The organism is Rhodococcus sp. 05-2255-1e, from assembly GCF_002259025.1.
GTDB classification, from domain to species: Bacteria; Actinomycetota; Actinomycetes; order Mycobacteriales; family Mycobacteriaceae; genus Rhodococcoides; species Rhodococcoides fascians.
Window position 1 is genome coordinate 35,834 of sequence record NZ_NOZE01000023.1, and the last position, 26,714, is coordinate 62,547.

Sequence of the window (26,714 nt, forward strand, 5' to 3'; positions counted from 1 at the left end):
GCGGCCTACTTCTTTTTGATCGCTGGCCCGAAGACGCCCTCGGGAATGGTGCCCTGGCCGACGATCGACTCACGCCACGGCGTCGCGAGCGAAACCAACCGAGCTGCACCGTCCTCGCCGAGGGCGGCCCACGGCGCGACGGCGAGGTCGTTGGTGATGTCCTCGACCAACGTGCGGAGATCTTTCCCGTCCTGAGTCAAAGCGCCGTCGGCCGTCAACAATTCACGATCGGCCAAGGACGCCACGGCTTCGTTCCACTGCTCGGTCGACCATCCACGACGCTTGCGCGCGAATTCCTTCTCGAAGCCGTACCCGGTGGCGGTGTGGGTGATCAGCGCGTCCAGGCCGTTCAACCCCGCCGTCTGCAGCGCGGCAATGTGACCGTCGCCGCGGTACTCACGGATCAGGGTGAGCGCGTGCCACAACACGAGGTGCGGCGCGCGAGGCCAGTCGAGTTCGGCGTAGGCGGCGTACAGCGGCCGACCGTCGTCTCCTGGGATTCCACGCGCAGCGATCGATGCGAGGTCGGCAGCTTCGGCCATATCCGGGGACGCCAACGTCTCGGAGCCCAACAGACGCTCGAATGCGGTGTCGAGTGTGGCGTAACGGATTGCCATGATCTCGTCGGGAGAGGCGATGGCCCAGGCTGCCGGAACCAGCGGGCTGATCAGATCGCGGTTGAAGTTGTAGAACGTGGCTGTCACGACACCTGCACCGACCGGCCCGAGAGGTGCTGCACGACCGGCGAAATAGCAGGCCCGTGGCGGTAACCCAGCGGCAACGAGAGCGTCCTGCGTCTCCGGCAGGAAGTAGGTCATCGAGTGGATCAGTTCGAGTGCACGAGAGGTGCGGCCGGCGGTGGTTGCGTCCATCACTGAACCGTAACCGAACCATTTCGGATCGTTCCGCAGGCTCGACTCGCACCACCCGCTCGACCTATTTGAGGCCGGCCGCGTCCATGCCGCGGAGCTCCTTCTTCAGGTCCTGGATCTCGTCGCGCAGTCGACCGGCCAGCTCGAACTTCAACTCGCGGGCAGCGTTCATCATCTGATCGGTCATGTTCTTGATCAGGTCCGCCAACTCGGCGCGCGGCATCGACGAGACATCCTGCCCCTCGTACACGCCGGAGCTGACCGACCTGCCTGCTTCGCCCTGCGCTCGCCGACCACGGCTGGCGTTCCGACCCGAGCCACCCACTTCGACGGCCGTGTCGGTGTCCTCTGCCTCCTGATACACCTGATCGAGAATGTCGGCGATCTTCTTGCGCAGCGGTTGCGGATCGACTCCCCGCTCCTTGTTGTAGGCGATCTGCTTCTCGCGCCGACGTTCGGTCTCTTCGATCGCGTACGTCATGGAGTCGGTCATCTTGTCGGCGTACATGTGCACTTCACCGGACACGTTTCGAGCGGCGCGGCCGATCGTCTGAATGAGGCTGGTGCCGCTGCGAAGGAATCCCTCCTTGTCCGCGTCGAGAATGGCGACCAATGACACCTCGGGAAGGTCGAGGCCCTCCCGGAGGAGGTTGATGCCAACCAGGACGTCGTACTCACCCAGCCGAAGCTGCCGCAGCAGCTCGACTCGGCGCAAGGTATCGATGTCGGAGTGCAGGTACCGGACGCGGATGCCCAGCTCGAGCAGATAGTCGGTCAGGTCCTCCGACATCTTCTTGGTCAAAGTGGTGACGAGAACTCGTTCGTCCTTCTCGGCACGCTCGCGAATTTGGTGCACGAGGTCGTCGATCTGCCCCTTGGTCGGTTTGATGACGACCTTCGGATCGACGAGGCCGGTAGGACGGATGACCTGCTCGACGAATTCGCCGCCGGTCTGCCCCAGTTCGTACTTGCCGGGAGTAGCGGACAGGTAGACGGTCTGGCCGATCCTCTGTGTGAACTCTTCCCACGTCAGCGGCCGGTTGTCCGTCGCAGACGGCAACCGGAACCCGAAATCGACCAGGTTCCGCTTGCGCGACATGTCGCCCTCGTACATCGCGCCGATCTGTGGGACGGTGACGTGGGATTCGTCGATGACGAGTAGGAAGTCCTCGGGGAAGTAGTCGATCAGGGTCGCGGGTGCGGTACCGGCCCCGCGACCGTCTATGTGACGCGAGTAGTTCTCGATGCCGGAGCAGAAGCCGACCTGCTTGATCATTTCCAGGTCGTATTGCGTGCGCATCCGAAGCCGCTGCGCCTCGAGCAGCTTTCCCTTGCCTTCGAGTTCCGCCAGCCGCGCCTCGAGCTCGGCCTCGATGTCCTTGACCGCCCGTTCCATGCGCTCCGGTCCGGCGACGTAATGGGTGGCCGGGAAGATGCGTACCGAATCGACTTGGCGAACGATGTCGCCCGTCAGCGGATGCAGGTAGTACAGCGCCTCGATCTCGTCACCGAAGAACTCGATGCGAATAGCGAGCTCCTCGTACGACGGAATGATCTCCACGGTATCGCCGCGGACTCGGAACGATCCGCGGGTGAACGCCATGTCGTTGCGCGTGTACTGCACGTCGACCAGAAGCCGGAGCAGCGCATCACGCTGGACCTCGACGTTGACCTCGAGCTCGATCGACCGATCGACGTACGACTGCGGGGTACCGAGACCGTAGATGCACGACACCGACGCCACCACGACCACGTCTCGGCGAGAGAGCAGGGATGCCGTCGCCGAGTGCCGCAGACGCTCGACGTCGTCGTTGATGGACGAGTCCTTTTCGATATAAGTATCGGTCTGCGCGATGTACGCCTCGGGCTGGTAGTAGTCGTAGTACGACACGAAGTACTCGACTGCGTTGTTGGGCAACATGTCTCGCAGCTCGTTCGCCAACTGCGCTGCGAGAGTCTTGTTCGGTGCCATCACCAGGGTGGGGCGCTGCAGTTTCTCGATCAGCCAGGCGGTGGTGGCCGACTTACCGGTACCGGTGGCACCGAGAAGCACGACGTCCTTCTCGTCCGCCTTGATCCGACGTTCGAGTTCGGCGATGGCGGTCGGCTGATCACCGGCCGGAACGTGTTCGCTGACGACCTCGAACGCCGGTCCGGTGCGCTCGATCGCTCCCACCGGACGGTGTTCGGAGTGCGCGACAACGGGATGTTCGGATGCAAACGCCATTACACAAGCGTAGACGCGACCACCGACAAGTTCCGTCGGAGAGACCTCGGAGGTCTGTTCCCGGTAGCTTCTACAGGCATGGTCGCTCACACGTCAGCCGGTGCGCACACCGTCGTTCATGCCCCGAAACACGAAACGTTCGACCTGGTCGCGAAGACCAACGTCGACCCCAAAGGGTTCGTTCGCGTGGTCGACGAATACCGGGTCGAGCCGTGGGGGCTGTACATGGCCCGGCCTTCCGACCATGCCCACTTCGACTACCTGGAGTCCTGGCTACTGCCTGCTCTCGGGCTCCGGGCCTCGGTGTTCCATTACCTGCCCGCGCACGCGAGAGACCAGGACTACTACGTCGACATCGGCGAGTACACGGCCGGGGCCATCCGATGGACCTCGGTCGATCACTATCTCGACCTCAGTGTTCGCACCGGCCGCGACTACGACCTGCTGGACGTCGACGAGCTGTTCGACGCGCGCGTGGCGCAGCATCTGGACACCCCGACGGCCGAGCGGGCGCTGTCCCGATCGATCGCGGCCATCGAAGGACTGACGCGGCACGATTACGACCTGAACGCCTGGCTCGCGTCGATCGGAATGCCGACGGAATGGAACGGCAAACCGGCCTGACGCGCAGTTCTGCCTCAGGCAGTCCAGTTCGTCTCCTCCGCCCACTGCCACGCCCGCCGATACGCCACGTCGAACCACGGTGCCTTCGCGTCTACGTAGGCATCGATCGCCGGTTGATATTCGGCGATTCCGGCGGCGGCTTCGGACGCACGCCGCTTGATAGCGGCGTATTCCGTCGCGACAGCCGCGTCCGCCCGGAGCCAGTCGCGGAACAACAACGCGAACGTCTGGTTCGGCCAACCGTCGACTCGAACATGGACGTTGGCCGGTCGCCCGGGGTCTGCGTTGCCGTGAAAACGCTTGCCCCACACGGCCGGATCGGCCTCACCACCCACTCCGTACGCGGGCTTCGGATCGTCGAAGTCACTGGACTCGACGCCGGGGAACCCGGCGACGCGCAACTGTTCGCCGACCGAATCTGCGTCGGCCAGCGAGCGGACCGTGATCTGGATGTCGAGCACGTCCTTGGCGTCGAGTCCGGGTACCGCCGTCGATCCGACGTGGTCGATCCGCACAGCCTTGTCCCCACACGCGAGAGCAAGGCGCGCGATCATTCGCCGCGCCTGGGATTCCCAGGCCGGGTCTGCAGTCACGAGTTCCGGATGCGTCCGGGCGACAATGCCCTCTCTGAGGTTGCGCTCGAAGGGAATCACGCGCTCGTTCCACAAGTTTCGTACCTGATCGTCGACGCTGCCGGGCGCACCCGTGTTGTCTATCCACACATCTGCCGCAGCTCGGCGCGCATCGTCGGTCGCCTGCGCGGCGATGCGCGCGCGGGCATCGGCCTCGGGCATGTTTCGTTGGCCGGTCAGCCGACGTACTCGTTCCTCGGCGTCGACCCAGACGACGACGACCAGATGGAAGAACGGAGCCATCGAGCCTTCGACGAGAAGTGGAATATCTTGCACCACCACGGCATCCGCAGCCGCACCCTCGATGATCTCGGTAGTGCGCTGTCCGACCAATGGATGCACGATGGCATTGAGCTTCTTTCGCGACTCCTCGTCGCCGAAAGCCTTGGCGGCCAAGGCCGGCCGATCGAGTGACCCGTCGGGTGCCAGTATCTCGGTACCGAAGGTGTCCGTCAGTTGTTGCAGCCCAGGCGTTCCCGGCTCCACCACTTCGCGGGCAAGTACGTCCGAGTCGACGAGCACTCCCCCGAGTTCGGTCAGCACTTTCGCCACGGTCGATTTGCCGGCACCAATTCCGCCGGTCAGTCCCAGTCTCAGCATGCGTCCAGTCTGACACTCGAACACGCCGAAGCCCACCAGCCCCAAATGCACCGGTTTTGCGAGCCTGTCGGTTATCTTCGACGAGCGCGACCTCGATGTGCCGACCCACCGCCAGCGAAAAGGACACCCATGCAAAGCAATCAGATCCAACCGGGTCGGCACCGCCTCGGCATGGATGCAGGCGTTCACTGCATTCTCATTCCAGAAGTTGCCTCGGCGCTGGCCGACCACCGGCGTAACTGGTTCACCAACCTCCTGACCCCTGCCCGCCACAGCTTCGCCACGATGCGTAAGCGCACGGCGAGCGTCGGCCAGTGGAGTCCAGCCACCGCCGCGTAGTTCGCACTCCCCCTCAACCTTGGACCCGGTTCACCAGAACCGGGTCCATTGTCGTTCCCGTTGCACCTGCGTATTCGAACGAGAAAGCCCCGGTTCTCACAGGGAGAACCGGGGCCGAGGTCACACCCTCACGGGTGGACTACTTCTATCAGGCGTTGCCCGACAGCTTCTCGCGAAGTGCAGCGAGCTGCGCATCGCTGGCCAGCGATCCACCGGTCGAGGCGGGAGCCGACGCTGCGGGAGCATCGCCTTCTGCATCGGCGGGAGCCTGACCCGACTCGGAGGAGTAGTTGGTGTTGGCGGCTTCGGCAGCTTCGTCCTTGGCCGTCTTCTCCATCTGAGCGGTGTGCATCTTGTGGCGACGCTCGGCCTCGGCGTAGCGACCTTCCCACTCTTCACGCTGCTTCTCGTAACCTTCGAGCCATTCGTTGGTCTCGGAGTCGAAGCCCTCGGGGAAGATGTAGTTGCCACCCTCGTCGTACGAGTCGGCCATGCCGTACTTGGACGGATCGAACTCTTCTGCGTAGTCCTCGTTGGCCTGCTTGAGGCTCAACGAAATCCGGCGACGCTCGAGATCGATGTCGATGACCTTGACGAGTGCGTCGTCGCCGACACCCACGACCTGGTCCGGAACCTCCACGTGGCGCTCGGCCAACTCGGAGATGTGCACGAGGCCCTCGATGCCCTCTTCGACGCGAACGAACGCACCGAACGGAACGAGCTTGGTGACCTTGCCGGGCACGATCTGGCCGATCGCGTGGGTGCGAGCGAACTGGCGCCACGGATCTTCCTGCGTTGCCTTGAGCGACAGCGACACACGCTCGCGGTCCAGGTCGACGTCGAGAACCTCGACGGTGACCTCGGTGCCGACCTCGACAACCTCGGACGGGTGATCGATGTGCTTCCAGGACAGCTCGGAGACGTGCACCAGGCCGTCGACGCCACCCAGGTCCACGAAGGCACCGAAGTTGACGATGGAGGACACGACGCCCTTGCGGACCTGGCCCTTCTGAAGCTGGTGCAGGAACTCGCTGCGGACCTCGGACTGGGTCTGCTCGAGCCATGCGCGACGCGACAGGACCACGTTGTTGCGGTTCTTGTCGAGCTCGATGATCTTGGCCTCGATCTCCTTGCCGACGTACGGCTGGAGGTCGCGGACGCGACGCATCTCGACGAGCGAGGCGGGGAGGAAGCCACGGAGACCGATGTCGAGGATGAGTCCACCCTTGACGACCTCGATGACGGTGCCCTTGACGGCCTCGTCCTTCTCCTTGAGCTCCTCGATCGTGCCCCAAGCGCGCTCGTACTGAGCTCGCTTCTTGGACAGGATCAGACGGCCTTCCTTGTCCTCCTTGGTGAGGACGAGTGCTTCGATCTCATCTCCCACGGAGACGACCTCGTTGGGGTCGACATCGTGCTTGATGGAGAGCTCGCGGGAAGGGATGACGCCTTCGGTCTTGTAACCGATGTCGAGTAGAACCTCGTCACGATCGACCTTGACGATGGTGCCCTCGACGATGTCACCATCGTTGAAGTACTTGATCGTGGCGTCGATGGCGGCGAGAAAATCCTCTGCGGAGCCGATATCGTTGACGGCTACCTGCGGTGAGGTTGTGGTTGAGGGCATGTGTTGAGTTGCTCCGGACGGGTTGGGTATCGGTTGATGGATGTTCGGTCGGACTTGTGAAACGTGTGCAGCACGAGCATCTTCCGCGGATCCGTTGCCGGCTCCGCACGCGTCGACGCCGGGAGAACCCGACCTGGGCGCAGCATGAACACACTCGCGTTGATCAGGGTACGCGATGCCGCAGTACCAGCACAAACCCGGTTAGAGTCGGCGTGTGACCGATCCTTCCGCACCGTCGTCCACCCCCGGCCGCGGCCGAATCGATTCGGTCGCGAGCGACCGCGCGAGTCGAACCTGGTGGGATTCGGATGCCGACAACTATCACCGTACGCACGGCGCATTTCTGGGCGCGTCGACCGAATCCGGAGAGTTCGTCTGGTGCCCGGAGGGACTGCACGAGGGCGACGTGCATCTGCTGGGTGACGTCGCGGGCAAGGACATTCTCGAGGTGGGCTGCGGCAGCGCACCCTGCGCCCGCTGGCTCGGGACTCAGGGGGCGCGCGCCATCGGCCTCGACATCTCGATGGGCATGTTGCAGCGCGGCGTCGACGCGATGACCGCGGGCGGGTCGACGGTTCCGCTGGTGCAGGCCAGTGCCGAGGCCCTACCGTTCGCCGACGAGCGGTTCGACATCGTGTGCTCGGCCTTCGGTGCGGTTCCGTTCGTCGCGGACTCCGCCAATGTGATGAAGGAAGTGGCGCGGGTACTGCGGCCGGGCGGCATCTGGGTGTTCGCGGTCAACCATCCGATGCGCTGGGTGTTCCCCGACGATCCCGGGGTGGGCGGCCTGACCGCGACGATTCCGTACTTCGATCGAACCCCGTACGTCGAGTACGACGCCGACGGGACCCCCAACTACGTCGAGCATCACCGCACGATCGGTGACCGCGTGCGCGAGCTGGTCGCCGCAGGTCTCGAGGTTCGCGACATCGTCGAGCCGGATTGGCCGGAGTGGCTCGACCGCGAGTGGGGTCAGTGGAGCCCACTGCGCGGCCAGCTGTTTCCCGGCACCGCGATCTTCAGTAGTCGAAAACCGCGGTGAGTCCGTAGTCGATCAGCGCCGGTGCACCCTGGCTTCGACGGTCTCGGTGAAGGCGCTGGTCGACGCCTGCCCGCCGAGGTCTGCTGTCGCGACCCCGGATTCGACGGTGTCGTCCACGGCGTGCCGAATCCGGCCGGCTGCGGCGGCGAGCCGTTCGTCCCCGTGCCGATCGGCGAGCCACTCGAGCAGCATCGCGGCCGACAGGAACAGTGCCGTCGGGTTGGCGCGATTCTTGCCCGCGATATCCGGGGCGGATCCATGGGAGGCCTGCGCCATGGCCTGGGTACGCGAAGAGTTGATCGACGGTGCCGTGCCGAGTGACCCGGACAGCTCTCCGGTCAGGTCGGAGAGGATGTCCCCGAACATGTTCTCGGCCACGATGACGTCGTAGTCCTCACCGCGTCGAACCAGATGCGCCGCGAGGGCGTCCACGTGCTCTTCGGTGACGTCTACCTGCGGAAACTCCTCGCCGACGGACCGGCAGGCATCGCGAAACAACCCCGTCGTCAACGACAGCACGTTGGTCTTGTGCACGATCGTCACTTTCTTCCGCCGCCGGTCTGCGAGCGAGAAGGCCTCACGAGCGATGCGTTCGCACGCCGAACGGGTGAACACTCCCACCGCGAGCGCTACGTCGGGCGTGGGCATGAACTCGCCACTGCCGACGAACATGTTGCGGTCGGCGTAGAAGCCCTCGGTATTCTCCCGCACCACCACCAGGTCCATCTGCGACGACATCGCGCGCACTCCGGGGAGTGCCTTGGCCGGACGGATGTTGGCGAACAGATCGAAATGCTTGCGAATTCGTCCGCCCGGAGTCAGCTGAGATCGGAACGGCTCGGGGTACGACGCGCTGTCGTGTGGCCCGAGAATCCACGCCTCGAGCCTGCCGAGCTCGTTCAACGTGCGCTCGGGCATCGGCGTTCCGTGCTCGTCGAGAGCACCCAACCCCAGCGGCAAGTGCTGCCAGTCGACGACGGGACCGTGCACAGCGGCCAGAGCTGCGTCCACCACCCGGATCGTCGCAGGGACGATCTCGTGACCGATGCCGTCGCCGGTCATGGCCCCAATTCGTAAAGTCGGTGCATCTCGTCCGTCCGTCTGCGCCATCATGACTACATGGTGCAGACCGCCGAACTCCTCCTCGACTCGGGGCTCGATACTGCGGTTCGCCGCGAGTGGGCGGCACTCTCCGATGCCGGCCTGCCGAGCCAGAACCGTCATCGGGGCGAGTCGAATCGCCCGCACATCACCGTCTCGGTGACGTCGTCCATGCCCGCGTCCGTCGATTCCGGTACGGCTGTGCGTTTCGACCCGTTCGATGTTCGTCTCGGCGGCCTCGTCGTATTCGGTGGCCGGACCGCCACCCTGGCCCGTCTGGTCGTGCCGAGCGTCGAACTGCTCGACCTGCATGCTCGGATGCATGCCGCCGTGGGCCCGGGCTCGTTCGACAACGTCGCCATCGGGCATTGGACGCCGCACGTGACGCTGGCCCGGCGGTTGACACCCGACGAAGCCGGTGCCGCGACGCGCCTGCTGTGCCCGCACCTGGACGACCTGATCGGCTCTGCCGTTGCCTTGCGTCGGTGGGACGGCGACAACAAGTGCGAATGGCGCATCGGCTGACCGTCGGGCCTGTCAGAACCGGAAGTCTCCGAATTGCGTCACCTCCGCATGTGTATCCGGCGTGCGGCCGACAGCGACCCACGCATCGAGGGCGAGAAACATCAACACAACCACCAGTACAATTGTCATGCCACCAGCGTCCTACCTGCGCCGACCCACCACGAGTGGCAGTAAAGACATGTATCGTCGATTTTCTGCCATACTGCTGTCATGCTGAAGAAGGTGGTCGCAGTACTGCTGCCGTTGACCGAGCAGTTCGAGCTCGGCGTGGCCTGCGAGGTGTTCGGGTTCGACCGCTCCGACGAGGGACTGCCCACCTACGACTTCTCGTTGATCGCCGGGGTCCCCGACACGATTCGCACCAGGGTGGGTTACACGATCGATGTGCCCCACGATCTCGACCGGCTCGACAGCGCCGATCTGATCATCGTTCCGGCCGGCGGCACCGAATCGGCCGACGACGGAAGCTACGTGTGCGGCAGTAAGTACAGCCCCTCGATCGAGCCACTACTCGACAAACTCCGTGCGGCGGTGGACCGAGGCGCGCTGGTCGCCAGCCTGTGCAACGGCGCGTTCGTACTCGGTGCCGCGGGCCTGCTCGACGGCAGGCGGTGTACGACCCATTGGCGACACTCGGCCTCCCTGGCCGCGAAATACCCGTTGGCCCAGGTCGATCCGAACGTTCTCTACGTGGACGACGGGAATGTACTGACCAGTGCGGGCACGGCGGCCGGTATCGACCTGTGCCTGCACATCGTCCGCAAATACCAAGGCAGTGTCGTGGCCAACGGAATCGCGCGCAGAATGGTCGTTCCGCCACACCGTGACGGCGGCCAGGCGCAGTTCGTCACCAGTCCACTACCGGCGATCCGAACCGAAACGTTGGCACCGTTGCTCGATTGGATGACCGAGAACCTCGATTCGGAACTCACGATCGGCCGACTGGCTGCGCGGGTGAACATGTCGGCTCGTACATTCGCCCGCAAGTTCGCCGCCGAGACCGGCACGACGCCCGCGCGGTGGCTCAACGACCAACGCGTACTGGCTGCGCAGCAGCTCCTCGAGAACTCCGACCTGCCGATGGATTCGATCGCCGAAGTCGTCGGTTTCGGCAATGCCGCAGCCCTGCGCCAGCATTTCGTCAGACTTCGCTGCACGACGCCCAACTCGTACCGCCGAACATTCCGGGCCGCGCCGCAACCCGTGTGACGGACCACGGAGAAGAGTGGGTCCGGGAAGATTCCGGAGAACCTCTGCGTTGAGACGAACAAGAAGCGCAATCAATCGAAAGGGTACGCGTGGCCACTCAGACTTTGACTCAGCAGAATTTCGACGAGATCGTCACCAGCAACGACGTGGTGTTGGTCGACTTCTGGGCCTCCTGGTGCGGTCCGTGCCGCCAGTTCGCGCCGACGTTCGAGAAGTCTTCCGACGCGCACCCGGACATCGTGCACGCCAAGGTCGACACCGAAGCCGAACAGGGCTTGGCCGCTGCAGCGCAGATCCAGTCGATCCCGACGATCATGGCATTCCGCGAGGGCATCCTGGTCTACGCCCAGCCCGGCGCATTGCCCGCTCCGGCGCTCGAAGACCTCGTCGGCCAGATCAAGGCACTCGACATGGACGTCGTCCGTCAGCAGATCGCCGAGCAGGCACCCGCAGCGGAGTAGTTCCCTCACAGCACAAAACGAAGGGCCGCTCACCGAATCCGGTGAGCGGCCCTTCGCTGTGCCATGGCCCGATTCAGTGAGCTGCGGCATCCCAACTGCGACCGGTGCCGACCGAGACCTCGAGGGGCACCGACAATTCGATGGCCGACGACATCTTGTCACGCACCAACGCCTCGACTTCCTCGCGCTCGGAGTCGACGACCTCGAGTACCAGTTCGTCGTGCACCTGCAACAGCATGCGCGACTTCAAGGTCGACTCCGCCAGAGACTTGTGCACGTCGATCATCGCTACCTTGATGATGTCTGCGGCAGTGCCCTGGATCGGAGCGTTGAGTGCCGCACGCTCGGCGACCTCGCGACGCTGACGATTGTCGCTGTTGAGATCTGGCAGGTAACGACGACGGCCGTACAGCGTCGAGGTGTAGCCCACCTTTCGGGCTTCCTCGACCGCGTTGCGCAGGTAGTCGCGCACGCCGCCGAAGCGAGCGAAGTACGCCTCCATCTGCTGCTTGGCTTCGTCGGTGGAGATCTTCAACTGCGCGGCGAGGCCGAACGCGCTGAGTCCGTAGGCGAGGCCGTACGACATGGCCTTGACTCGACGGCGTAGTTCCGGGGTGACCTCGTCGATCGGTACGCCGAACGCGCGCGAACCGACGAAGCTGTGCAGGTCCTCACCGGTGTTGAACGCTTCGATCAGCCCCTCGTCACCGGATACGTGCGCCATGATGCGCATCTCGATCTGGCTGTAATCGGCGGTGAGCAGAGTGTCGTAGCCGGCACCGACCACAAAGCCGTCGCGGATGTGGCGACCCGCCTCGTTCCGCACCGGGATGTTCTGCAGGTTCGGTTCCGTCGACGACAGTCGTCCGGTGGCCGCGACGGTCTGATTGAACGTGGTGTGAATGCGGCCGTCGTCGGCGACGGACTTGAGCAGGCCGTCCACCGTCACCTTCATTCGTGTGGCATCACGGTGGTCGAGCAGGAATTTGAGGAACGGATGCTCGGTCTTCTCGAACAGCCCCTGAAGTGCGTCGGCGTCGGTGGTGTACCCGGTCTTGGTTTTCTTGGTCTTGGGCATGTCGAGTTCCTCGAACAGCACCACCTGCAGCTGTTTGGGCGATCCGAGGTTTATCTGCTTGTCGATCACGCCGTACGCGGAATTCGCGGCCTCGTCGACCTGCGCAGCAAAACCCGATTGCAGCGAGCGCAGGTGATCGCCGTCCACTGCGATGCCCGTGGCTTCGATATCGGCAAGCACTGTCAGCAGCGGCAGTTCCATCTCCGAGAGCAGAGTGGTCGACTCGATTGCCGCGAGTTCCGCGTCGAGAGCGTCGGCGAGATCGATGACCGCCCGCGCCTTGAGAATTTCGCCCTCGGCGAATGCCGCGTCAGCGGTGTCCTCGGCGTCGAGAAGTGACATCTGCCCCTCGCCCGCGTCTTCGACGCGTAGTTCGCGCTTGAGGTAGCGCAGCGACAAGTCGTCGAGGTTGAAAGACCGCTGACCGGGCCGGACGAGATACGCCGCGAGCGCGGTATCGGTCGTCAACCCACCGAGCGTCCATCCCCGACCACGAACCGCGTGCAGTGCCCACTTCGCCTCGTGCAGAGCTTTGGGTCGATCCGCATCGGCGAACCACGCGGCCAATGCGCGTTCGTCGGATTCGTCGAGAGCCGTCGTGGTGACGAAGGCGCCCTCGCCGTCTGCTGCCGCGATGGCCACCGATGTCGCATCGCTGTCGTACGGCCTGCGCGGTCCGAGGATGGATACCCCGCTACGCCGACCGTCGGACGCGTGCTCGTCCAGCCACGCCGCCAACTCCCCGGGCGCGACGATGCCGCCCCGAACGTCGAACCCTTCTTCTGCCTCGGGCTCGACCGAGGCGAGTGTCTCGAACAGTCGATCCCGCAGGATGCGAAACTCCAGATCGTCGAACAGGGCGTGGATCTTCTCGCGATCCCACGGGGCCAGCTCGAGTTGATCAGGTGTGAAGGGCAACGGCACGTCGCGCACCATCTCGGTGAGCTCGCGGTTGAGCACCACACTCGACAAGTTGGCCCGCAATGCGTCGCCCACCTTGCCCTTCACCTTGTCGACGTTGTCGACGAGTGCGGTGAGCGACCCGTATTCGATGATCCACTTGGTCGCCGTCTTCTCTCCGACGCCGGGGATGCCGGGAAGGTTGTCGCTCGGATCTCCGCGCAGAGCTGCGAAGTCCGGGTACTGCGACGGAGTCAGACCGTATTTGGTGGCGACCTCGTCCGGGGTGAATCGCGTCAGGTCCGAGACACCCTTGCGGGGATAGAGCACCGTGACGTTGTCGGTGACCAGCTGCAGTGCGTCACGATCGCCGGTGACCACGAGGACGCGATAGCCCAGTGCCTCGGCCTGTGTGACCAGAGTGGCGATGATGTCGTCGGCTTCGAATCCTGCCTCGGCCATCACGGGAATGCCCATGGCACCGAGCACGTCCTTGGTGATGTCCACCTGGCCCGCGAACTCGTCCGGCGTCTTGCTCCGATTCGCCTTGTATTCGGGGAACCGCTCGGCTCGGAACGTTTGCCGTGACACGTCGAAGGCGGCGGCGATGTGCGTCGGCTTCTCGTCTCGCAACAGGTTGATCAGCATCGAGGTGAACCCGTAGACGGCATTGGTGGACTGCCCGCTCGTTGTCTTGAAATTGTCCGCCGGCAACGCGAAGAAGGCACGGAAGGCCATCGAGTGACCGTCGATGAGGAGCAGCGTCGGACGCTCTTCGGCTGACTTCGCATCGGTCCGGGCTGCGGGTGCTGCACTTTTGTCGGTTACTGGGCTCACGGTTGACCAGTCTAGGTAGCGGGTCCGACATCACGTAGCCGGATGCGGGCACCGCGACGCAATCGCGGCGGCACCGATCTCGCGCAGCGCGAAACACAACCGATACTTTCCGGAAATCTCAGTTGCCGATTTTGCGTCCTTTCAACGGATAGAGTCCGACAATTGCAGTAAATCCCCATCCCGTGACTCAACGACAACCGTCCGGAGGACGTGCGTGGCTCCAAATGTTCGATGGACCAGAAAGGTGCAACCACCGAGGTTGCGCGCAAGATCTGCAGTTCGCGTCTTCCAGCGAACACTCCTACTCGCCATCCTGAGTTCCATTGCGGCGCTGCTGTTCAGTGCGCCTGCGTTGGCGCAGGAACCTACCCCCACTCCCCCGGCGGCGCCGGGAACCAGTGCCGAACAGGCACCGCCCGCAGACGCCGTCAGCGTCGCGGGATCGCTCAACAACGGTGGAGAACGCCTCGAAGGTGTCGATGTTGCGGCGCTCGACGCGTCGGGCAGCGAAGTGGCCCGCACCACCAGCGAGACCGGCGGACGCTGGACTCTCGAATTGTCGCCTGGCACATACACATTCCAGGTGGTCCAGGAAACGCTCCCCGACGGGGTGAGCGTGCAGGGCGAGGTCGAGCGCGACGTGCAGGCCGGTCGCTCGAACACCGTCATCTTCTCCTTCGGTGAGGCCAGGACCGCGACCAGCACCCCGTTCTACGAGAAGTTCGTGCGCACCACGGTCGACGGCTTCCGCTTCGGTCTGGTCATCGCGCTCGCCGCCGTCGGTCTGAGCTTGATCTTCGGAACGACGGGTTTGACCAACTTCGCACACGGCGAACTCGTGACGCTCGGAGCCGTCGCGGCGTGGTTCTTCAATGTGAGCCTCGGGATACAACTGATCCCGGCCACCGTGCTGGCCATCATTGTCGGAGTCGCGATCGGCTGGCTCAACAACGCCCTGATCTGGCGGCCGTTGCGTAAACGTCGAACCGGCCTGATCGCTCAGCTGGTGGTCACGATCGGACTCGCCATTGCGCTGCGCTACCTCATCCTGATCTTCTTCTCCGACCGCTCGGAGCCATTCGACGACTACCAGGCTCAGACCGAGAACGACTGGGGCCCACTGTCGATCACCAACGTCAACCTCGCCTGCATCGTCATCAGCGTCGTCGTCCTCATCGGCGTCGCACTGATGTTGCAGCGCACCAAGATCGGTAAAGCCATGCGAGCGGTGGCCGACAACCGTGATCTGGCCGCCTCGTCGGGTATCAACGTCGAGCGCGTCGTGACGTTCGTCTGGTGCCTCGGTGGCGGCCTGGCCGCCCTCGGCGGCGTGCTGTTCGGGCTCTCCGAACTCGGCGGCCGCGTGCAATGGGAGATGGGCTTCAAACTCCTACTGCTCATGTTCGCCGGAATCACGCTCGGAGGACTCGGCACGGCCTACGGCGCATTCCTCGGTTGCGTCATCGTGGGTCTGCTCGTGCAGTGGTCGACGTTGGTCATCAATCCCGACCTCAAATACATCGGAGGGTTGCTCGTCTTGATTCTCATCCTCGTCGTCCGTCCTCAGGGCATCCTCGGCTCGCGACAAAGGATCGGGTGACCTGCACATGGATATCATCGGCGCACTTCAGATCTCTCTTGCTCAGCTGGTCGGCCCGTCGGCCATCTTCTACGCACTGCTCGCCATCGGCCTGAACCTGCACTTCGGCTACGCCGGCCTGCTCAACTTCGGCCAGATCGGCTTCGCCCTGCTCGGCGGCTACGGCGTCGGCATCACCACGATCACCTACGAGCAGCCACTGTGGCTCGGCATTCTGGTCGGTCTCGCTGCGGCCGGCCTGCTGGCTCTGGTGCTCGGCATTCCGACCCTGCGATTGCGAGCGGATTATCTCGCCATCGTGACGATCGCCGCATCGGAAATCCTGCGACTGGTATTCCGCTCCACCGCAACCGATTCGGTGACCAAGTCCACCAACGGCATCACCGGATTCGCAGCTCCGTTCACCAACCTCAGCCCGTTCGAGGGTGGAAAGACGTACAGCTTCATCGGCGTTCGATTCCTGGGTAACGACCTGTGGGCCATGCTCGTCGGCTGGACGTTGGTACTGCTGCTGTGCGGGGTCGTATACCTGCTGACACACAGCCCGTGGGGTCGCGTTCTCAAGGCGGTTCGTGAAGACGAGGACGCTGCCCGGTCGCTGGGTAAGAACGTGTTCGTCTACAAGATGCAGGCACTCGTTCTCGGCGGCGTGATCGGCGGTATGGGCGGGGTGTTCAACGCACTGCAGACGCAGTCGATCAACCCCGACTTCTATTCGACCGCGCAGACGTTCTTCGCGTTCGGCGCTCTGATTCTCGGTGGTGCCGCAACGGTGTTCGGCCCCGTGATCGGCGCAATGCTGTTCTGGTTCCTGCTGTCCATTCCCGACGCGATTCTGCGGCAACTGATCTCGGGCGACGATCCGGTGCTCAACCTCACCGGTGCCCAGGTCGGTGCCACCCGATTCGTACTCCTGGGAATTCTGATCGCCGTGCTGATGGTGTTCAGACCCCAGGGCATTCTCGGCAACAAGCGAGAGGTTCAACTCAATGCCTGACCCGAGCACCGGTGCCGCCGCAGATGCGACACCGAGCAAGAAAGCCAGCACACTCGAAGCACGTGCGGCCAAAGCACTGTCGAGCGATCAGCGTGCCAGTCTGTTCGCCGGCGTCGCCAACGAGCCCGGGGCAGCCAAGCCCGACGCGACATTGGTGGTCGACGGGGTCTCGCGTACCTTCGGCGGACTCAAGGCCGTCGACGTGGCGCACCTCGAGATCCAGCGCGGATGCATCACCGGTCTGATCGGACCGAACGGCGCGGGTAAGACCACACTGTTCAACCTGCTCACCGGATTCGACCGACCCGACACCGGAACGTGGTCGATGGACGGTCAGGAACTCGGCCGGATGCACCCACATCAGGTGGCACGCAAAGGCGTCGTCCGCACCTTCCAGTTGACGAAGGCACTGTCGAAACTGACTGTGCTGGACAACGTTCGACTGGGCGCGACGGGCCAACGCGGCGAGCGCATGATCAACACGTTCATGCCATGGACGTGGAAGGCACAGGAGCGTCAGATCACCGAACGCGCCTACGAACTGCTGGGGCGCTTCAAACTCGACGCCAAGGCCGACGATCTGGCCGGCTCGTTGTCCGGTGGTCAGCGCAAACTCCTGGAGATGGCGCGAGCGTTGATGACCGATCCGTCGGTCGTCATGCTCGACGAGCCGATGGCCGGGGTCAATCCCGCTCTGACGCAATCGCTTCTGGGCCACATCAAATCGCTGCGCGACGACGGCATGACAGTGGTGTTCGTCGAACACGACATGGATGTCATCCGCGACATCAGCGACTGGGTGGTGGTAATGGCTCAGGGCAGCATCATCGCCGAGTCCACCCCGGAAGAGCTCTCCAACAACGGTGCCGTCGTCGATGCCTATCTCGGTAGCCATCACGATCAAGCACTCGAATTCGACGCCGACGGCAATCCCGTCGGAGCCACCGCCGAACTGGCCGAGGCATTGAAGCAAGCCGAGGTGGAGGAACTGCAAGCAGGAGGCGATCTTTCGGAACCGGAGTTCGTCAGCCCCGCAGCCACCGACACTGCTGCGGGCGGCTCGCACCGAGCCAAGGAGGACAACTGATGAGCGAACGAACTTTGACGCCGGCCGAGTTCGCGGCCACGCCGGGCGAGCATGCGCGTCTGGCCGAAGGAGCGTTGCTGCGCGCCGACGGTCTGGTTGCCGGGTACATCCCCGGTGTGAACATCCTCAGTGAGTGCAACTTCTTTCTGAACGACGGTGAGATCGTCGGCATCATCGGACCCAACGGTGCCGGCAAGTCGACTCTGCTCAAGACCTTGTTCGGCCTCGTGGCGGTCCGCGAGGGCAGTGTGAAACTGCGCGGTGACAACATCACCTCCGCCGAGGCGCACGTCCTGGTGACCAAGGGCGTCGGATACGTGCCCCAGACACAGAACGTGTTCCCATCGCTCACGATCGAGGAAAACCTCGAGATGGGAATCTATCTGCGGCCCAAGAAGTTCGGTGAGCGGTTCGACTTCGTCAGCGAGTTGTTCCCACTGCTCGGCGAACGCAAGAAGGTCAAGGCAGGTGCACTGTCCGGCGGTGAGCGCCAGATGGTGGCGATGGGGCGGGCCCTGATGATGGAACCGTCGGTGCTGCTGCTCGACGAACCGTCGGCAGGCTTGTCGCCGATGTTCCAGGACGAGGTCTTCATCCGCTGCAAGAAGATCAACGCGGCGGGCGTCTCGATCATCATGGTCGAGCAGAATGCCCGCCGCTGCCTGCAGATCTGCGACCGCGGCTATGTTCTCGATCAAGGTCGCAATGCCTACACCGATACCGGGCCGGCGTTGATGAACGATCCCAAGGTGATCGAGCTCTACCTCGGCACTCTCGCGGGAAGCAAAGAAAAGAAGGCCTGACCCTCTCGACAAGAAGCCCCGACTCGACATAGTTCGAGTCGGGGCTTTCTCGTACCTGCGCCATAGGTACCCAACGTGGTGTATTCGAACGACTCCGGGCCCGAGTCCTGATGTCAGGACTCGGGCCCGGAGGCTGTGCAGCAGTTACAGATCACTCACCGACGACGATGTATCCGTCTGTCGTCAGCTTGTTGTCCGGTCCGAAGACCAGGTTGCCGTAGGAACCGGTGGCGGGCTCGCCTGCGTCACTGAAGTTCAACGCGCCGGTGACTCCGTCGTAGTCGATATCGGTGCCGGCCTTGACGAGTGGGAGGCACTCGGCGAAGGTCGTGCACTTCGTGCCGTCCTTGGTGATGCTGTTGATGTTGGCAGCGATGTCGGTGCCTGCCGTCGACTTCGCCTGCTCGGCTGCCAGCGCCGAGATGACGACCGCGTCGTAGGACTCACCGGCGTAGTTGAAGTCCACCAATGCCGGATCCACGCCCTTGAGTCGGTCCTGGAACGCGGTGCCGACGTCGGTCAGCGGGGTGGTGCCGCGCATCTTGTCGAGCAGGCCGGCAGCGACCGACTCACCGAGTGCGTTGCCCATGTTGCCGTCGACGCCGTAGACCAACGTGCCGTCGGACGGTCCGATGCCGATCTCGTGCATACGGGTGATGATCTTCGCGGACTCCTCGAAGCCGATGATGGCGACGGCATCCGGGTTGAAGTTCTTCACGCCGTCGACCTCGGCGTTGAACGACTGTGCGTTCGGGTCGTAGATCGTGGTCTGGATCTGGTCTGCCGCGATGCCGGCCTCTTCGAGGTTGTCGGCGGTGTTCTTGGCCAGGCCCGTTCCGTAGGGGTCGTTGAGAGCCAGGATGGCCACGCGCTGCGCGCCGTCCTCGGCGATCAGCTGCGAGAGTGCCTGTGCCTGCAGCACATCGGTGGGCGCGGTACGGAAGTACTGGCCCTTGTCCGGGTAGCAGACGAACTGGTCGGAGGTGTTGGCAGGCGAGAACTGCACGACACCCGCGCTGGCGATCTTGTCGATGACCTTGAGCGACACCGAGGACGACGCCGCACCGACGATGACGTTCGAGCCGCCGGCGAGCAGACGGTCGACCGTGGTGTTGGCGGTGTCGGTGGTGGTGTCGCCCGAGTCACCGGGGATGAGCGTGACGGGCTGGTCGAGGACGCCGCCCGCACCGTTGACATCGTTGACGGCCAGCTGGACACCGGCGACCTCGGGTGGTCCGAGGAAGGCCAGGGTGCCGGTCTCGGGAAGGAGGGTTCCTACCACCAGCGGCGACGTGTCGGGAGTGGATCCGGCGGTGGCCTGCTCAGGAGTGCAGTCGGTGGAGACGGTCGTTTCCGCGGCCGACGTGCCGCCGCTGGCACTGGTGGAGTCGGTCGAGCCCGAGTCGTCGCTCGACGAACAGCCGAACAGTGCGAGCGAGGTGACGCTCAGCACTGCAGCCGTGCGGACATAGGTCCGAATTGCCATCTAGGTTCTCCTTGAAATTGCTCGTCGTTGAAGCTCACCTGAGTTACATGTGGCTCACGTGTGAACCAGACGCTAATGCTCGAAACCGGTTCGCAAGGCCTAGAACGACGCTCGTGACCTGACTGTGACCTAAGAGGTCGAAGTTTTACGTGGCCGTAGCTTTCCGCGGGCCGATCAGCTCTCTGCCACAGGGTTGTTCGCCGGAGTACCGAGTGTTTCGATCACAACCTCGGCTACCGCCTTCATCGTCGTGCGTCGGTCCATCGCGGCACGCTGAATCCACTTGAACGCCTGCGGTTCCGTCAGCGATTGCGACTCCATCAGGACGCCCTTGGCCTTCTCGATCAGCTTGCGGGTCTCGAGTCGGTCCTGAAGATCGGCGATCTCAGATTCGAGCGCAGAGATCTCGCCGAATCGGCTCGCGGCCAACTCGACTGCAGGCATCAGATCGGCCTTGGTGAACGGTTTGACCAGATAGGCCATGGCACCCGCATCGCGCGCCTTCTCCACGAGCTCTCGCTGACTGAACGCTGTGAGAATCACCACCGGCGCGATCCGCTTCTCGGCGATCTCGGAGGCCGCGTCGATGCCGTCACGACGCGGCATCTTCACGTCCATGATCACCAGATCCGGTCGAAGTTCGACAGCCAGTTCCACAGCCTGCTGACCGTCCGCGGCCTCACCGACCACGTCGTATCCCTCTTCGCGGAGCATCTCCACCAGGTCGAGACGAATCAGGGATTCGTCTTCCGCGACCACCACCCGCAGCGCAGGCTTGCCAGTACCGTGCGTATCAGGAGCATTCATCTGTACCGGTCTCCTTCGACAGTCGTCGCCCCTCAGGGGCATCGAGCAACTGAAGGGTACCGGTGCACGGGGCCGAAAGCGCATCTTCTACACTCGTCAATCGTTGCTTGAAAGACGCCAGCCCTCGTATCCCAATTGGCAGAGGAAACGGATTCAAAACCCGTCCAGTGTGAGTTCGAGTCTCACCGAGGGCACCACAGCACGATCGACCGGCCGCGACAGCGGTCGGGTCCACTACCGATCACGCCTACAGTGGGGTGATGTACATACCCAGCAGTCTTCGTTGCCATGACACCAGCGCGGGCAGATTGTGCGCGCAGAAGGTCGACCACCGTTTCGGAGATTCCGCGGACCAGTCGGCTCAGTGGGTCTACTACACCTGCAGCGCCGACTCCGCCCACGAAACCGGTTACGTCGACCGCCTGGTCACCGCCTGAATCATGTTCGTAGAGCGCGCCTTTGTCCACGCCGACGATGTGGGATCGGAGTGGCCCTTCACCGTTCCCGCTGTCGCCGACCTCGCGCGAGAGGGACTCGAGTTTCTCGCACCGGTCACAATTCTGGTGGGCGACAACGGTTCCGGTAAGTCGACTCTCGTAGAGGCAATCGCAGAGCGTTTCGGCATCGACGCCCGCGGGGGTCGGGCAGCGCAGAAGTCTCGTCGACTGGACGAGGTGACGAGCGTCCTCGGCGAGGTGCTCGAACTCGAGACCACGCCACGAGGCGCGCGCATGCTGCGGGGTCCGCGCGAGCAGAAGCGGGGATTCTTCCTGCGCGCCGAGACTGCATTCGAGATGGCCGAGAACCTCGGCGGCATGCCGGGCTTCTGGGACGAGAACACCGCCGAAATGAGCCACGGTGAGGGCTTTCTCACCATGTTCGGTGCGATGTTGGCCGAACCGGGCTTCTATGTGCTGGACGAACCGGAGTCGGCCCTGTCGTTCACCGCGTGCCTGAACCTGGTCGCGCTGATGTCCCACTTGGGCGAGGAGGGGGCGCAGCTCGTCTGTGCCACGCATTCACCGATCCTGGCTTCGACACCCGGTGCGGACATCGTCGAAGTGGGTGAACACGGTCTGCGCCGAAGCACCTGGGACGAACTCGAATTGGTCCAGCACTGGCGGCGATATCTCGACGATCCGAACGTGTATCTCCGTCATCTACTCGACTGAACCGGCACCAACGCCACGTCCCGACGACGACGCACACTCCCCGGAGAGACTCCCATCGCCCGTTTGAACGCTTTGCCGAATGCTGCCTCCGACAAATAGCCACTGCGCCTGGCCAATTCGGCCAGCACCACGTCCTCGGACCGCAATGTGTCGTACGCGACCTGCATCCGCCACGTCGCCAGGTAACTCATCACCGAATCGCCGACCAATGCGGTGAATCGAGCCGAGAACGCCGAACGTGACATGTGTGCACTCGACGCCAGTGCCGCAACGGTCCACCGCTCGTCGGGATTTCGATGAATGCGAGCCAGCGCGCCTCCGATCCGCTCGTCCTGCAACGCTCCCAGCCAACCGGACTGCGCGCTCGGAGTGTCCACAATCCATGACCTCAACGCCTGAATCACCAGAACGTCGGAAAGCCTGGTGATCACTGCCTCTCCCCCGGGTTCGAGCGATCGTGCCTCGTCGGCCACCATGGCGAGGATGTTCTGCATACGTGCGCGCCGTGGTTCGCTGTCTGCGTCGATCACGATCACCGCCGGTAGCAGCCGAAGAAGCTGCTGCGCCGCAGGATGATCCATCCGGACGGCCCCGCAGACCAACACGGTGTCGGGTCCGCTCGCATCGCACTGGTCGATCACCGCGTACCGGTCGCTGACGTAATCGTGTGGCACCTCGTACACGCTGGTCGCGTCGCCGACAGACTCGATGTCGGCCGCCAATACGTGCCCACGCCCGTGGGGAACCAACGCGAAGTCGCCGGGAACGAGCTCACGCGTCGACTCCCCGGGGACCGACAGCACACACGACCCGTCGACCACGGTGTGGAACCACACAGCGTCGTCCATCGCGGGCAGGGCCAGCCCCCACGAGCCACTCATCTCGGAACGCACGTAGAAGGACCCGGTCATTCGGAGGAAATGCAAAGCCTCACCGAGCGGATCGGGTGACTTCCAGGGGTCGGCTCCACGCACCGGACAATTGTCCCCCACGGCCGGGACGATCGGACATGAATTCGAGCCCTGCGCGCATTGTCCATCCACCCGTGACGCGGAAAGGTCGGAAGCGCACGACGAATCCCCGGGAAGGAAAACCGATGATCGACAAGATCTCCTCGATCGCCACCCTGGTCGCAGCAGTCGGATGCGGCCTCGTCGCGGGCGTCATGCTCGCGTTCTCGGTCAGTGTTCTTCCTGGCCTGGCGTCGTTACCGGTGCCCGACGCGATCGCCGCGATGCAGAGATCGAACGCCGCGATCCTCAACCCACTGTTTCTGACGCTGTTCGTCGGTACGGCGTTGACCTGTTCTCTCGCAACCGTTCTCGCGATCACCACGGAGGGTGGGCGATCGACCTGGGTCGGCGCGGGAGCAGCGCTCTACGTGGTGGGCTGCTTCGTGGTCACGGTGGCGTTCAACGTCCCACTCAACGATGCATTGGCAGCGGTGGATCCGGCGAGTCCGTCGGGAGCCGACATGTGGCAGTCGTTCACGTCGAACTGGACGCGGTGGAACACCGTCCGGATCATCTCGTCGACGGCGGCGTGCGCCGTGCTGATCCTCGGTCAGGGCAGATCCGCGCTGGGCTGATCGGACTCACCGTCCTGGTGACGCCTGCGAATCTCGTCCTCGAAGCGGGCGATGAGATGATCGGTATCGGCAGTGGACACATCTCGCGCGCCTTCGTCCATCGCGGCGTCGCGTCCTCTGCGCAAGGCGGCGAGTTCGGCTTCGAGTTCGTTGTTGTCGAGTACGCGTGGATCCAACATCTCTCCATTGTGGTCCCACCCGAGTGCCTGCGCGCGCTGTTTGCTGTAATCGCGACATGAACGTCGTGCACAGCTTCGAACCGATAGTCGACGAGCACGCTCACACGCTGATACTCGGTTCGATGCCCGGTGTCGCATCGCTTGCTGCTCAGCAGTATTACGCTCATCCCCGAAATGCGTTCTGGCCGATCATGGGCGCGCTGTTCGGTGCCGGTCCCGAACTTCCGTACGAGGCGCGAACAGAGCGACTGGCGCGCAGCGGGATTGCTGTGTGGGACGTACTGAAGCTGTGTACTAGGACCGGAAGCCTGGACTCGGCCATAGTCGAATCATCCATCGTGGCAAACGATGTCGCGAACCTCATCGCAGGTCATCCCGGCATCGACACCGTGCTGTTCAACGGAGCAAAAGCTGCCGACAGCTATCGCAGATACGTCGCGAACGCGGTGCAGCAGGACGTCGAGTGCATCCGTCTGCCGTCCACCAGTCCAGCGCACGCCTCACTCACCCTCGAAGCCAAGACTCGACTGTGGTCGGCAGCACTCAGGCGCGAACGCGTTTCGGGAAGTGGCGAATGAGGCCCTCCTGCACGACGGTTGCGAGCAACTGACCGTCCATCGAGAAGAATCGGCCGGTGGCGAGTCCCCGCGATCCGGCCGCGACCGGCGATTCGGTCGCATACAGAGCCCACTCGTCGAATCGGAACGGTCGGTGAAACCAGATGGAGTGGTTGACCGTCGCCGCCACGATGCGGTCGAGTCCCCAGGACAGTCCATGGGTGGTGATGATCGAATCGAGCACCGTGGTGTCCGACGCGTAGCCCATGGTCGCGGCGTGAAAGATCGACTCGTCCGGCAGATCGCCGTCCGCTTTCATCCACACTCGATTGTGGTTGAGCTTCTCACCGGTGCCGTGCATGATCCACGCCGGATCGTTCGCGTACCGCATGTCGATCGGTTTGAGTGCATCGACGAACATCTGCAGTCGGTCCTCGAACCCCACGAAGTGGTCGCCGAGAGGCGGCAGAGCATCGGGATACGGAACCTCGGGCACCTCGACGCTGTGCTCGAGGCCCTTACCGAAATCCTGGAAAGCAGCGAGCATGACGAACAGCTCGTTACCGTCCTGCAGCGCAGTGACCTGCCGGTTGGCGAACGCCCGGCCGTCGCGCTGACGACTCACCCGGTATTCGATGGGCTTCTTGACGTCACCACCGCGGATGAAGTGCGCATTGATCGCATGAACGTCCCGGGACGTTCCGGATACGGTCCGGCCGGCGGCGATGAGCGCCTGAGCGACGAGCTGCCCACCGAACGTCCGGCTCCCCACCTGCTCCGGATGCTGTCCGATGAACACATCCTCCTCGGTCTCCTCGAGGGCGAGGAGACCGAGAAGGGTTTCGAGATCGGTTCCGCGTACTGCTGTACTGCTCGGCGCGCTCTCGCTGACGCCGGTTCCCCCCGCTTCGACCACTTACCGGTCCTCTTCTCCGATTCGGTGCACATGGATCAAGTTGGTCGAGCCTACTGTGCCGGGAGGGGCACCGGCGACGATCACGACCTGATCGCCTCGGTTGTAACGACCGAGTTCGAGCAACGCCTTGTCGACCTCTTTGACCATCGCGTCCGTCGAGCCCACATCGGGAACCAGGAACGTCTCGGTGCCCCAGCTCAGGGACAGCTGACTGCGGACCTCGGAGATCGAGGTGAATGCGAGCAACGGCAGTTTGGTGTGGAGGCGAGCCAACCGTCGCACGGTGTCGCCCGACTGTGTGAAGGCCACGAGGGCCTTCGCGTCCAGACGCTCGCCGATATCGCGGGCGGCGTAGGAAATGACACCGCGCTTGGTGCGAGGGACGTGAGTCAGAGGAGGAACGCTGTCGCCTTCGGTTTCCACGGTCTCGACGATCCGAGCCATCGTCCGCACCGTCTCCATGACGTACTTGCCGACCGAGGTCTCGCCGGACAGCATGACCGCGTCGGTACCGTCGAGCACTGCGTTGGCGACGTCGGACGCCTCGGCGCGGGTGGGACGGGAGTTCTCGATCATCGATTCGAGCATCTGGGTCGCAACGATGACAGGCTTGGCGTTGGCGCGGGCGATCTGGATGGCGCGCTTCTGCACCAGGGGCACCTGCTCGAGTGGCAACTCGACGCCGAGGTCACCGCGGGCGACCATGATCGCATCGAACGCGAGCACGATGGCTTCGAGATTGTCGACGGCCTCGGGCTTCTCGAGCTTGGCAATGACCGGAACTCGGCGGCCGACGCGGTCCATGACTGCGTGGACGAGTTCGACATCGGCGGGAGAGCGCACGAACGAGAGCGCGATGAAATCGCATCCGAGCGCGAGGGCGAACTCGAGGTCGGCAATGTCCTTCTCGCTCATGGCAGGAACGGAGACGTCCATGCCCGGGAGGGAGACGCCCTTGTTGTTACTGACCGGACCACCCTCCGTGACCCGACACAGCACGTCGTTGCCTTCGACGCCGGTGACGACGAGGCCGACCTTGCCGTCGTCGACGAGCAGGCGGTCGCCTTCCTTGGCGTCCTGAGCCAGCTCCTTGTACGTGGTCGACACACGATCGTGGGTGCCCTCGCACTCCTCGACGGTGATGCGGATGAGTTCACCGGCGGCCCAGGTGGTAGAGCCCTCGGCGAATCGGCCGAGTCGGATCTTCGGTCCCTGCAGGTCGGCCAGGATGCCCACGGCTTTGCCGGTGGCGTCCGATGCGGCGCGAACTCTCTCGTAGTTGGCCTGGTGATCGGGGTGATCGCCATGGCTGAAGTTCAGTCGTGCGACATCCATTCCACTCTCGACGAGTTCGCGGATGCGCTCTGTGGTTGCGGTTGCGGGTCCAAGGGTGCAGACAATCTTCGTACGTCGGCTCACGGTTGCGAGCGTAGCCGCTGGACGCCTCG

The 26,714-nt window shown here is 63.7% G+C and carries 26 protein-coding genes and 1 tRNA gene; 15 read left to right on the forward strand and 12 right to left on the reverse strand.

Annotated elements, in window-relative coordinates; all coding sequences use genetic code 11:
- Nucleotides 1-5: 5 nt before the first annotated feature.
- Together CH262_RS14820 and uvrB are read right to left on the reverse strand one after the other, a co-directional pair.
- Nucleotides 6-872: an SCO6745 family protein gene (locus CH262_RS14820; RefSeq protein ID WP_094717878.1), complete on the reverse strand. Its 867-nt coding sequence runs from the start codon at nt 870-872 to the stop codon at nt 6-8.
- Between the two features lie 64 nt (nt 873-936).
- Nucleotides 937-3,099 (reverse strand): excinuclease ABC subunit UvrB, encoded by a 2,163-nt coding sequence (gene uvrB, locus CH262_RS14825; RefSeq protein ID WP_027497251.1) that lies wholly within the window; start codon nt 3,097-3,099, stop codon nt 937-939.
- A 78-nt stretch (nt 3,100-3,177) separates the two neighbouring features.
- On the opposite strand from uvrB, the gene CH262_RS14830 reads away from it, so the two are divergent.
- Nucleotides 3,178-3,723: a DUF402 domain-containing protein gene (locus tag CH262_RS14830; protein WP_094717879.1), complete on the forward strand. Its 546-nt coding sequence runs from the start codon at nt 3,178-3,180 to the stop codon at nt 3,721-3,723.
- Nucleotides 3,724-3,737: 14 nt separating this feature from the next.
- Here CH262_RS14830 and coaE read toward each other — a convergent pair whose 3' ends face one another.
- Nucleotides 3,738-4,955, reverse strand: a complete 1,218-nt coding sequence (gene coaE / locus CH262_RS14835) for a dephospho-CoA kinase (RefSeq protein ID WP_032382944.1) — start codon at nt 4,953-4,955, stop codon at nt 3,738-3,740.
- 129 nt (nt 4,956-5,084) lie between these two features.
- Here coaE and CH262_RS14840 point away from each other — a divergent pair, with 129 nt between their 5' ends.
- On the forward strand, nt 5,085-5,294 hold the full coding sequence (locus tag CH262_RS14840; RefSeq protein ID WP_027497254.1) for a hypothetical protein: 210 nt from the start codon (nt 5,085-5,087) through the stop codon (nt 5,292-5,294).
- A gap of 148 nt (nt 5,295-5,442) precedes the next feature.
- On the opposite strand, the gene rpsA is transcribed toward CH262_RS14840, so the two are convergent.
- Nucleotides 5,443-6,921: a 30S ribosomal protein S1 gene (rpsA, locus tag CH262_RS14845; protein ID WP_027497255.1), complete on the reverse strand. Its 1,479-nt coding sequence runs from the start codon at nt 6,919-6,921 to the stop codon at nt 5,443-5,445.
- Between the two features lie 214 nt (nt 6,922-7,135).
- Here rpsA and CH262_RS14850 point away from each other — a divergent pair, with 214 nt between their 5' ends.
- A complete protein-coding gene (locus tag CH262_RS14850) occupies nt 7,136-7,963 on the forward strand; it encodes a class I SAM-dependent methyltransferase (RefSeq protein WP_027497256.1) in 828 nt (275 codons plus the stop codon).
- Between the two features lie 12 nt (nt 7,964-7,975).
- Here the strand turns inward: CH262_RS14850 and CH262_RS14855 are convergent, their stop codons facing one another.
- Complete coding sequence (locus CH262_RS14855; protein WP_094718007.1) at nt 7,976-9,073, reverse strand: isocitrate/isopropylmalate dehydrogenase family protein; 1,098 nt, start codon at nt 9,071-9,073, stop codon at nt 7,976-7,978.
- A 9-nt stretch (nt 9,074-9,082) separates the two neighbouring features.
- Between CH262_RS14855 and CH262_RS14860 the strand changes: the two genes are divergently transcribed.
- The 3 genes from CH262_RS14860 to trxA all read left to right on the forward strand — a co-directional run bounded on the left by CH262_RS14860 (nt 9,083) and on the right by trxA (nt 11,259).
- Nucleotides 9,083-9,589: a 2'-5' RNA ligase family protein gene (locus tag CH262_RS14860; RefSeq protein WP_094717880.1), complete on the forward strand. Its 507-nt coding sequence runs from the start codon at nt 9,083-9,085 to the stop codon at nt 9,587-9,589.
- A 210-nt stretch (nt 9,590-9,799) separates the two neighbouring features.
- Nucleotides 9,800-10,798, forward strand: a complete 999-nt coding sequence (locus CH262_RS14865; protein WP_032365530.1) for a helix-turn-helix domain-containing protein — start codon at nt 9,800-9,802, stop codon at nt 10,796-10,798.
- A gap of 89 nt (nt 10,799-10,887) precedes the next feature.
- Nucleotides 10,888-11,259 carry a thioredoxin gene (trxA, locus tag CH262_RS14870; RefSeq protein ID WP_027497260.1) on the forward strand — a complete coding sequence of 124 codons (372 nt, stop codon included), beginning with the start codon at nt 10,888-10,890 and terminating at the stop codon, nt 11,257-11,259.
- Between the two features lie 73 nt (nt 11,260-11,332).
- Here the strand turns inward: trxA and polA are convergent, their stop codons facing one another.
- Nucleotides 11,333-14,074, reverse strand: coding sequence for a DNA polymerase I (gene polA / locus CH262_RS14875; RefSeq protein WP_032370336.1), 2,742 nt, complete (start codon nt 14,072-14,074; stop codon nt 11,333-11,335).
- Between the two features lie 259 nt (nt 14,075-14,333).
- On the opposite strand from polA, the gene CH262_RS14880 reads away from it, so the two are divergent.
- Genes CH262_RS14880 through CH262_RS14895 form a run of 4 tightly spaced genes read left to right on the forward strand, consistent with a single transcriptional unit; the run spans nt 14,334 to nt 18,561 of the window.
- Nucleotides 14,334-15,674, forward strand: coding sequence for a branched-chain amino acid ABC transporter permease (locus CH262_RS14880; RefSeq protein WP_051365155.1), 1,341 nt, complete (start codon nt 14,334-14,336; stop codon nt 15,672-15,674).
- Between the two features lie 7 nt (nt 15,675-15,681).
- A complete protein-coding gene (locus CH262_RS14885; protein ID WP_027497263.1) occupies nt 15,682-16,671 on the forward strand; it encodes a branched-chain amino acid ABC transporter permease in 990 nt (329 codons plus the stop codon).
- Nucleotides 16,664-17,758 carry an ABC transporter ATP-binding protein gene (locus CH262_RS14890; RefSeq protein WP_027497264.1) on the forward strand — a complete coding sequence of 365 codons (1,095 nt, stop codon included), beginning with the start codon at nt 16,664-16,666 and terminating at the stop codon, nt 17,756-17,758. The genes CH262_RS14885 and CH262_RS14890 overlap by 8 nt, the downstream gene beginning before the upstream one ends.
- Entirely contained in the window at nt 17,758-18,561 is an 804-nt protein-coding gene (locus CH262_RS14895) for an ABC transporter ATP-binding protein (RefSeq protein ID WP_094717881.1), read from the forward strand. The genes CH262_RS14890 and CH262_RS14895 overlap by 1 nt, the downstream gene beginning before the upstream one ends.
- 151 nt (nt 18,562-18,712) lie before the next feature.
- Here CH262_RS14895 and CH262_RS14900 read toward each other — a convergent pair whose 3' ends face one another.
- Both CH262_RS14900 and CH262_RS14905 read right to left on the reverse strand, forming a co-directional pair.
- Entirely contained in the window at nt 18,713-20,047 is a 1,335-nt protein-coding gene (locus CH262_RS14900; RefSeq protein ID WP_032374321.1) for an ABC transporter substrate-binding protein, read from the reverse strand.
- Between the two features lie 174 nt (nt 20,048-20,221).
- A complete protein-coding gene (locus CH262_RS14905; protein WP_027497267.1) occupies nt 20,222-20,854 on the reverse strand; it encodes an ANTAR domain-containing response regulator in 633 nt (210 codons plus the stop codon).
- A 120-nt stretch (nt 20,855-20,974) separates the two neighbouring features.
- On the opposite strand from CH262_RS14905, the gene CH262_RS14910 reads away from it, so the two are divergent.
- From CH262_RS14910 to CH262_RS14915, 3 genes are all read left to right on the forward strand, one after another.
- A tRNA-Leu gene (locus CH262_RS14910) sits at nt 20,975-21,051 on the forward strand.
- Nucleotides 21,052-21,114: 63 nt separating this feature from the next.
- A complete protein-coding gene (locus CH262_RS27675) occupies nt 21,115-21,291 on the forward strand; it encodes a hypothetical protein (RefSeq protein ID WP_179275014.1) in 177 nt (58 codons plus the stop codon).
- Nucleotides 21,292-21,294: 3 nt separating this feature from the next.
- The gene (locus tag CH262_RS14915; RefSeq protein WP_032400010.1) at nt 21,295-22,026 is read left to right on the forward strand and encodes an AAA family ATPase; all 732 of its coding nucleotides are present in this window, start codon (nt 21,295-21,297) and stop codon (nt 22,024-22,026) included.
- Here CH262_RS14915 and CH262_RS14920 read toward each other — a convergent pair.
- The gene (locus CH262_RS14920; protein WP_032406683.1) at nt 22,011-23,000 is read right to left on the reverse strand and encodes an AraC family transcriptional regulator; all 990 of its coding nucleotides are present in this window, start codon (nt 22,998-23,000) and stop codon (nt 22,011-22,013) included. The genes CH262_RS14915 and CH262_RS14920 overlap by 16 nt on opposite strands.
- A 122-nt stretch (nt 23,001-23,122) precedes the next feature.
- Here CH262_RS14920 and CH262_RS14925 point away from each other — a divergent pair, with 122 nt between their 5' ends.
- Entirely contained in the window at nt 23,123-23,614 is a 492-nt protein-coding gene (locus CH262_RS14925) for an anthrone oxygenase family protein (protein ID WP_032400008.1), read from the forward strand.
- Here CH262_RS14925 and CH262_RS14930 read toward each other — a convergent pair.
- Nucleotides 23,590-23,793, reverse strand: coding sequence for a hypothetical protein (locus CH262_RS14930; protein WP_027497271.1), 204 nt, complete (start codon nt 23,791-23,793; stop codon nt 23,590-23,592). The two genes, CH262_RS14925 and CH262_RS14930, sit on opposite strands and share 25 nt — an antisense overlap.
- 56 nt (nt 23,794-23,849) lie before the next feature.
- On the opposite strand from CH262_RS14930, the gene CH262_RS14935 reads away from it, so the two are divergent.
- Nucleotides 23,850-24,371, forward strand: a complete 522-nt coding sequence (locus tag CH262_RS14935) for a DNA-deoxyinosine glycosylase (protein WP_032368067.1) — start codon at nt 23,850-23,852, stop codon at nt 24,369-24,371.
- On the opposite strand, the gene CH262_RS14940 is transcribed toward CH262_RS14935, so the two are convergent.
- Together CH262_RS14940 and pyk are read right to left on the reverse strand one after the other, a co-directional pair.
- Nucleotides 24,337-25,266 carry an acyl-CoA thioesterase gene (locus tag CH262_RS14940; protein WP_032370334.1) on the reverse strand — a complete coding sequence of 310 codons (930 nt, stop codon included), beginning with the start codon at nt 25,264-25,266 and terminating at the stop codon, nt 24,337-24,339. The genes CH262_RS14935 and CH262_RS14940 overlap by 35 nt on opposite strands.
- Nucleotides 25,267-26,685, reverse strand: a complete 1,419-nt coding sequence (gene pyk, locus CH262_RS14945; protein ID WP_027497274.1) for a pyruvate kinase — start codon at nt 26,683-26,685, stop codon at nt 25,267-25,269. It lies immediately after the preceding gene.
- Between the last annotated feature and the right edge of the window lie 29 nt (nt 26,686-26,714).

Bases quoted from the DNA above. Each gene is read 5' to 3' on its own strand.
- CH262_RS14865 (WP_032365530.1), top strand. From the start codon at position 9,800: ATGCTGAAGAAGGTGGTCGCAGTACTGCTGCCGTTGACCGAGCAGTTC.
- CH262_RS14860 (WP_094717880.1), top strand. From the start codon at position 9,083: ATGGTGCAGACCGCCGAACTCCTCCTCGACTCGGGGCTCGATACTGCG.
- CH262_RS14840 (WP_027497254.1), top strand. From the start codon at position 5,085: ATGCAAAGCAATCAGATCCAACCGGGTCGGCACCGCCTCGGCATGGAT.
- CH262_RS14915 (WP_032400010.1), top strand. From the start codon at position 21,295: ATGTTCGTAGAGCGCGCCTTTGTCCACGCCGACGATGTGGGATCGGAG.
- CH262_RS14830 (WP_094717879.1), top strand. From the start codon at position 3,178: ATGGTCGCTCACACGTCAGCCGGTGCGCACACCGTCGTTCATGCCCCG.
- uvrB (WP_027497251.1), bottom strand. From the start codon at position 3,099: ATGGCGTTTGCATCCGAACATCCCGTTGTCGCGCACTCCGAACACCGT.
- rpsA (WP_027497255.1), bottom strand. From the start codon at position 6,921: ATGCCCTCAACCACAACCTCACCGCAGGTAGCCGTCAACGATATCGGC.
- CH262_RS14925 (WP_032400008.1), top strand. From the start codon at position 23,123: ATGATCGACAAGATCTCCTCGATCGCCACCCTGGTCGCAGCAGTCGGA.
- coaE (WP_032382944.1), bottom strand. From the start codon at position 4,955: ATGCTGAGACTGGGACTGACCGGCGGAATTGGTGCCGGCAAATCGACC.
- CH262_RS14900 (WP_032374321.1), bottom strand. From the start codon at position 20,047: ATGGCAATTCGGACCTATGTCCGCACGGCTGCAGTGCTGAGCGTCACC.
- CH262_RS27675 (WP_179275014.1), top strand. From the start codon at position 21,115: ATGTACATACCCAGCAGTCTTCGTTGCCATGACACCAGCGCGGGCAGA.
- CH262_RS14895 (WP_094717881.1), top strand. From the start codon at position 17,758: ATGAGCGAACGAACTTTGACGCCGGCCGAGTTCGCGGCCACGCCGGGC.
- CH262_RS14930 (WP_027497271.1), bottom strand. From the start codon at position 23,793: ATGTTGGATCCACGCGTACTCGACAACAACGAACTCGAAGCCGAACTC.
- CH262_RS14935 (WP_032368067.1), top strand. From the start codon at position 23,850: ATGAACGTCGTGCACAGCTTCGAACCGATAGTCGACGAGCACGCTCAC.
- CH262_RS14890 (WP_027497264.1), top strand. From the start codon at position 16,664: ATGCCTGACCCGAGCACCGGTGCCGCCGCAGATGCGACACCGAGCAAG.
- CH262_RS14820 (WP_094717878.1), bottom strand. From the start codon at position 872: ATGGACGCAACCACCGCCGGCCGCACCTCTCGTGCACTCGAACTGATC.
- CH262_RS14885 (WP_027497263.1), top strand. From the start codon at position 15,682: ATGGATATCATCGGCGCACTTCAGATCTCTCTTGCTCAGCTGGTCGGC.
- CH262_RS14905 (WP_027497267.1), bottom strand. From the start codon at position 20,854: ATGAATGCTCCTGATACGCACGGTACTGGCAAGCCTGCGCTGCGGGTG.
- CH262_RS14855 (WP_094718007.1), bottom strand. From the start codon at position 9,073: ATGGCGCAGACGGACGGACGAGATGCACCGACTTTACGAATTGGGGCC.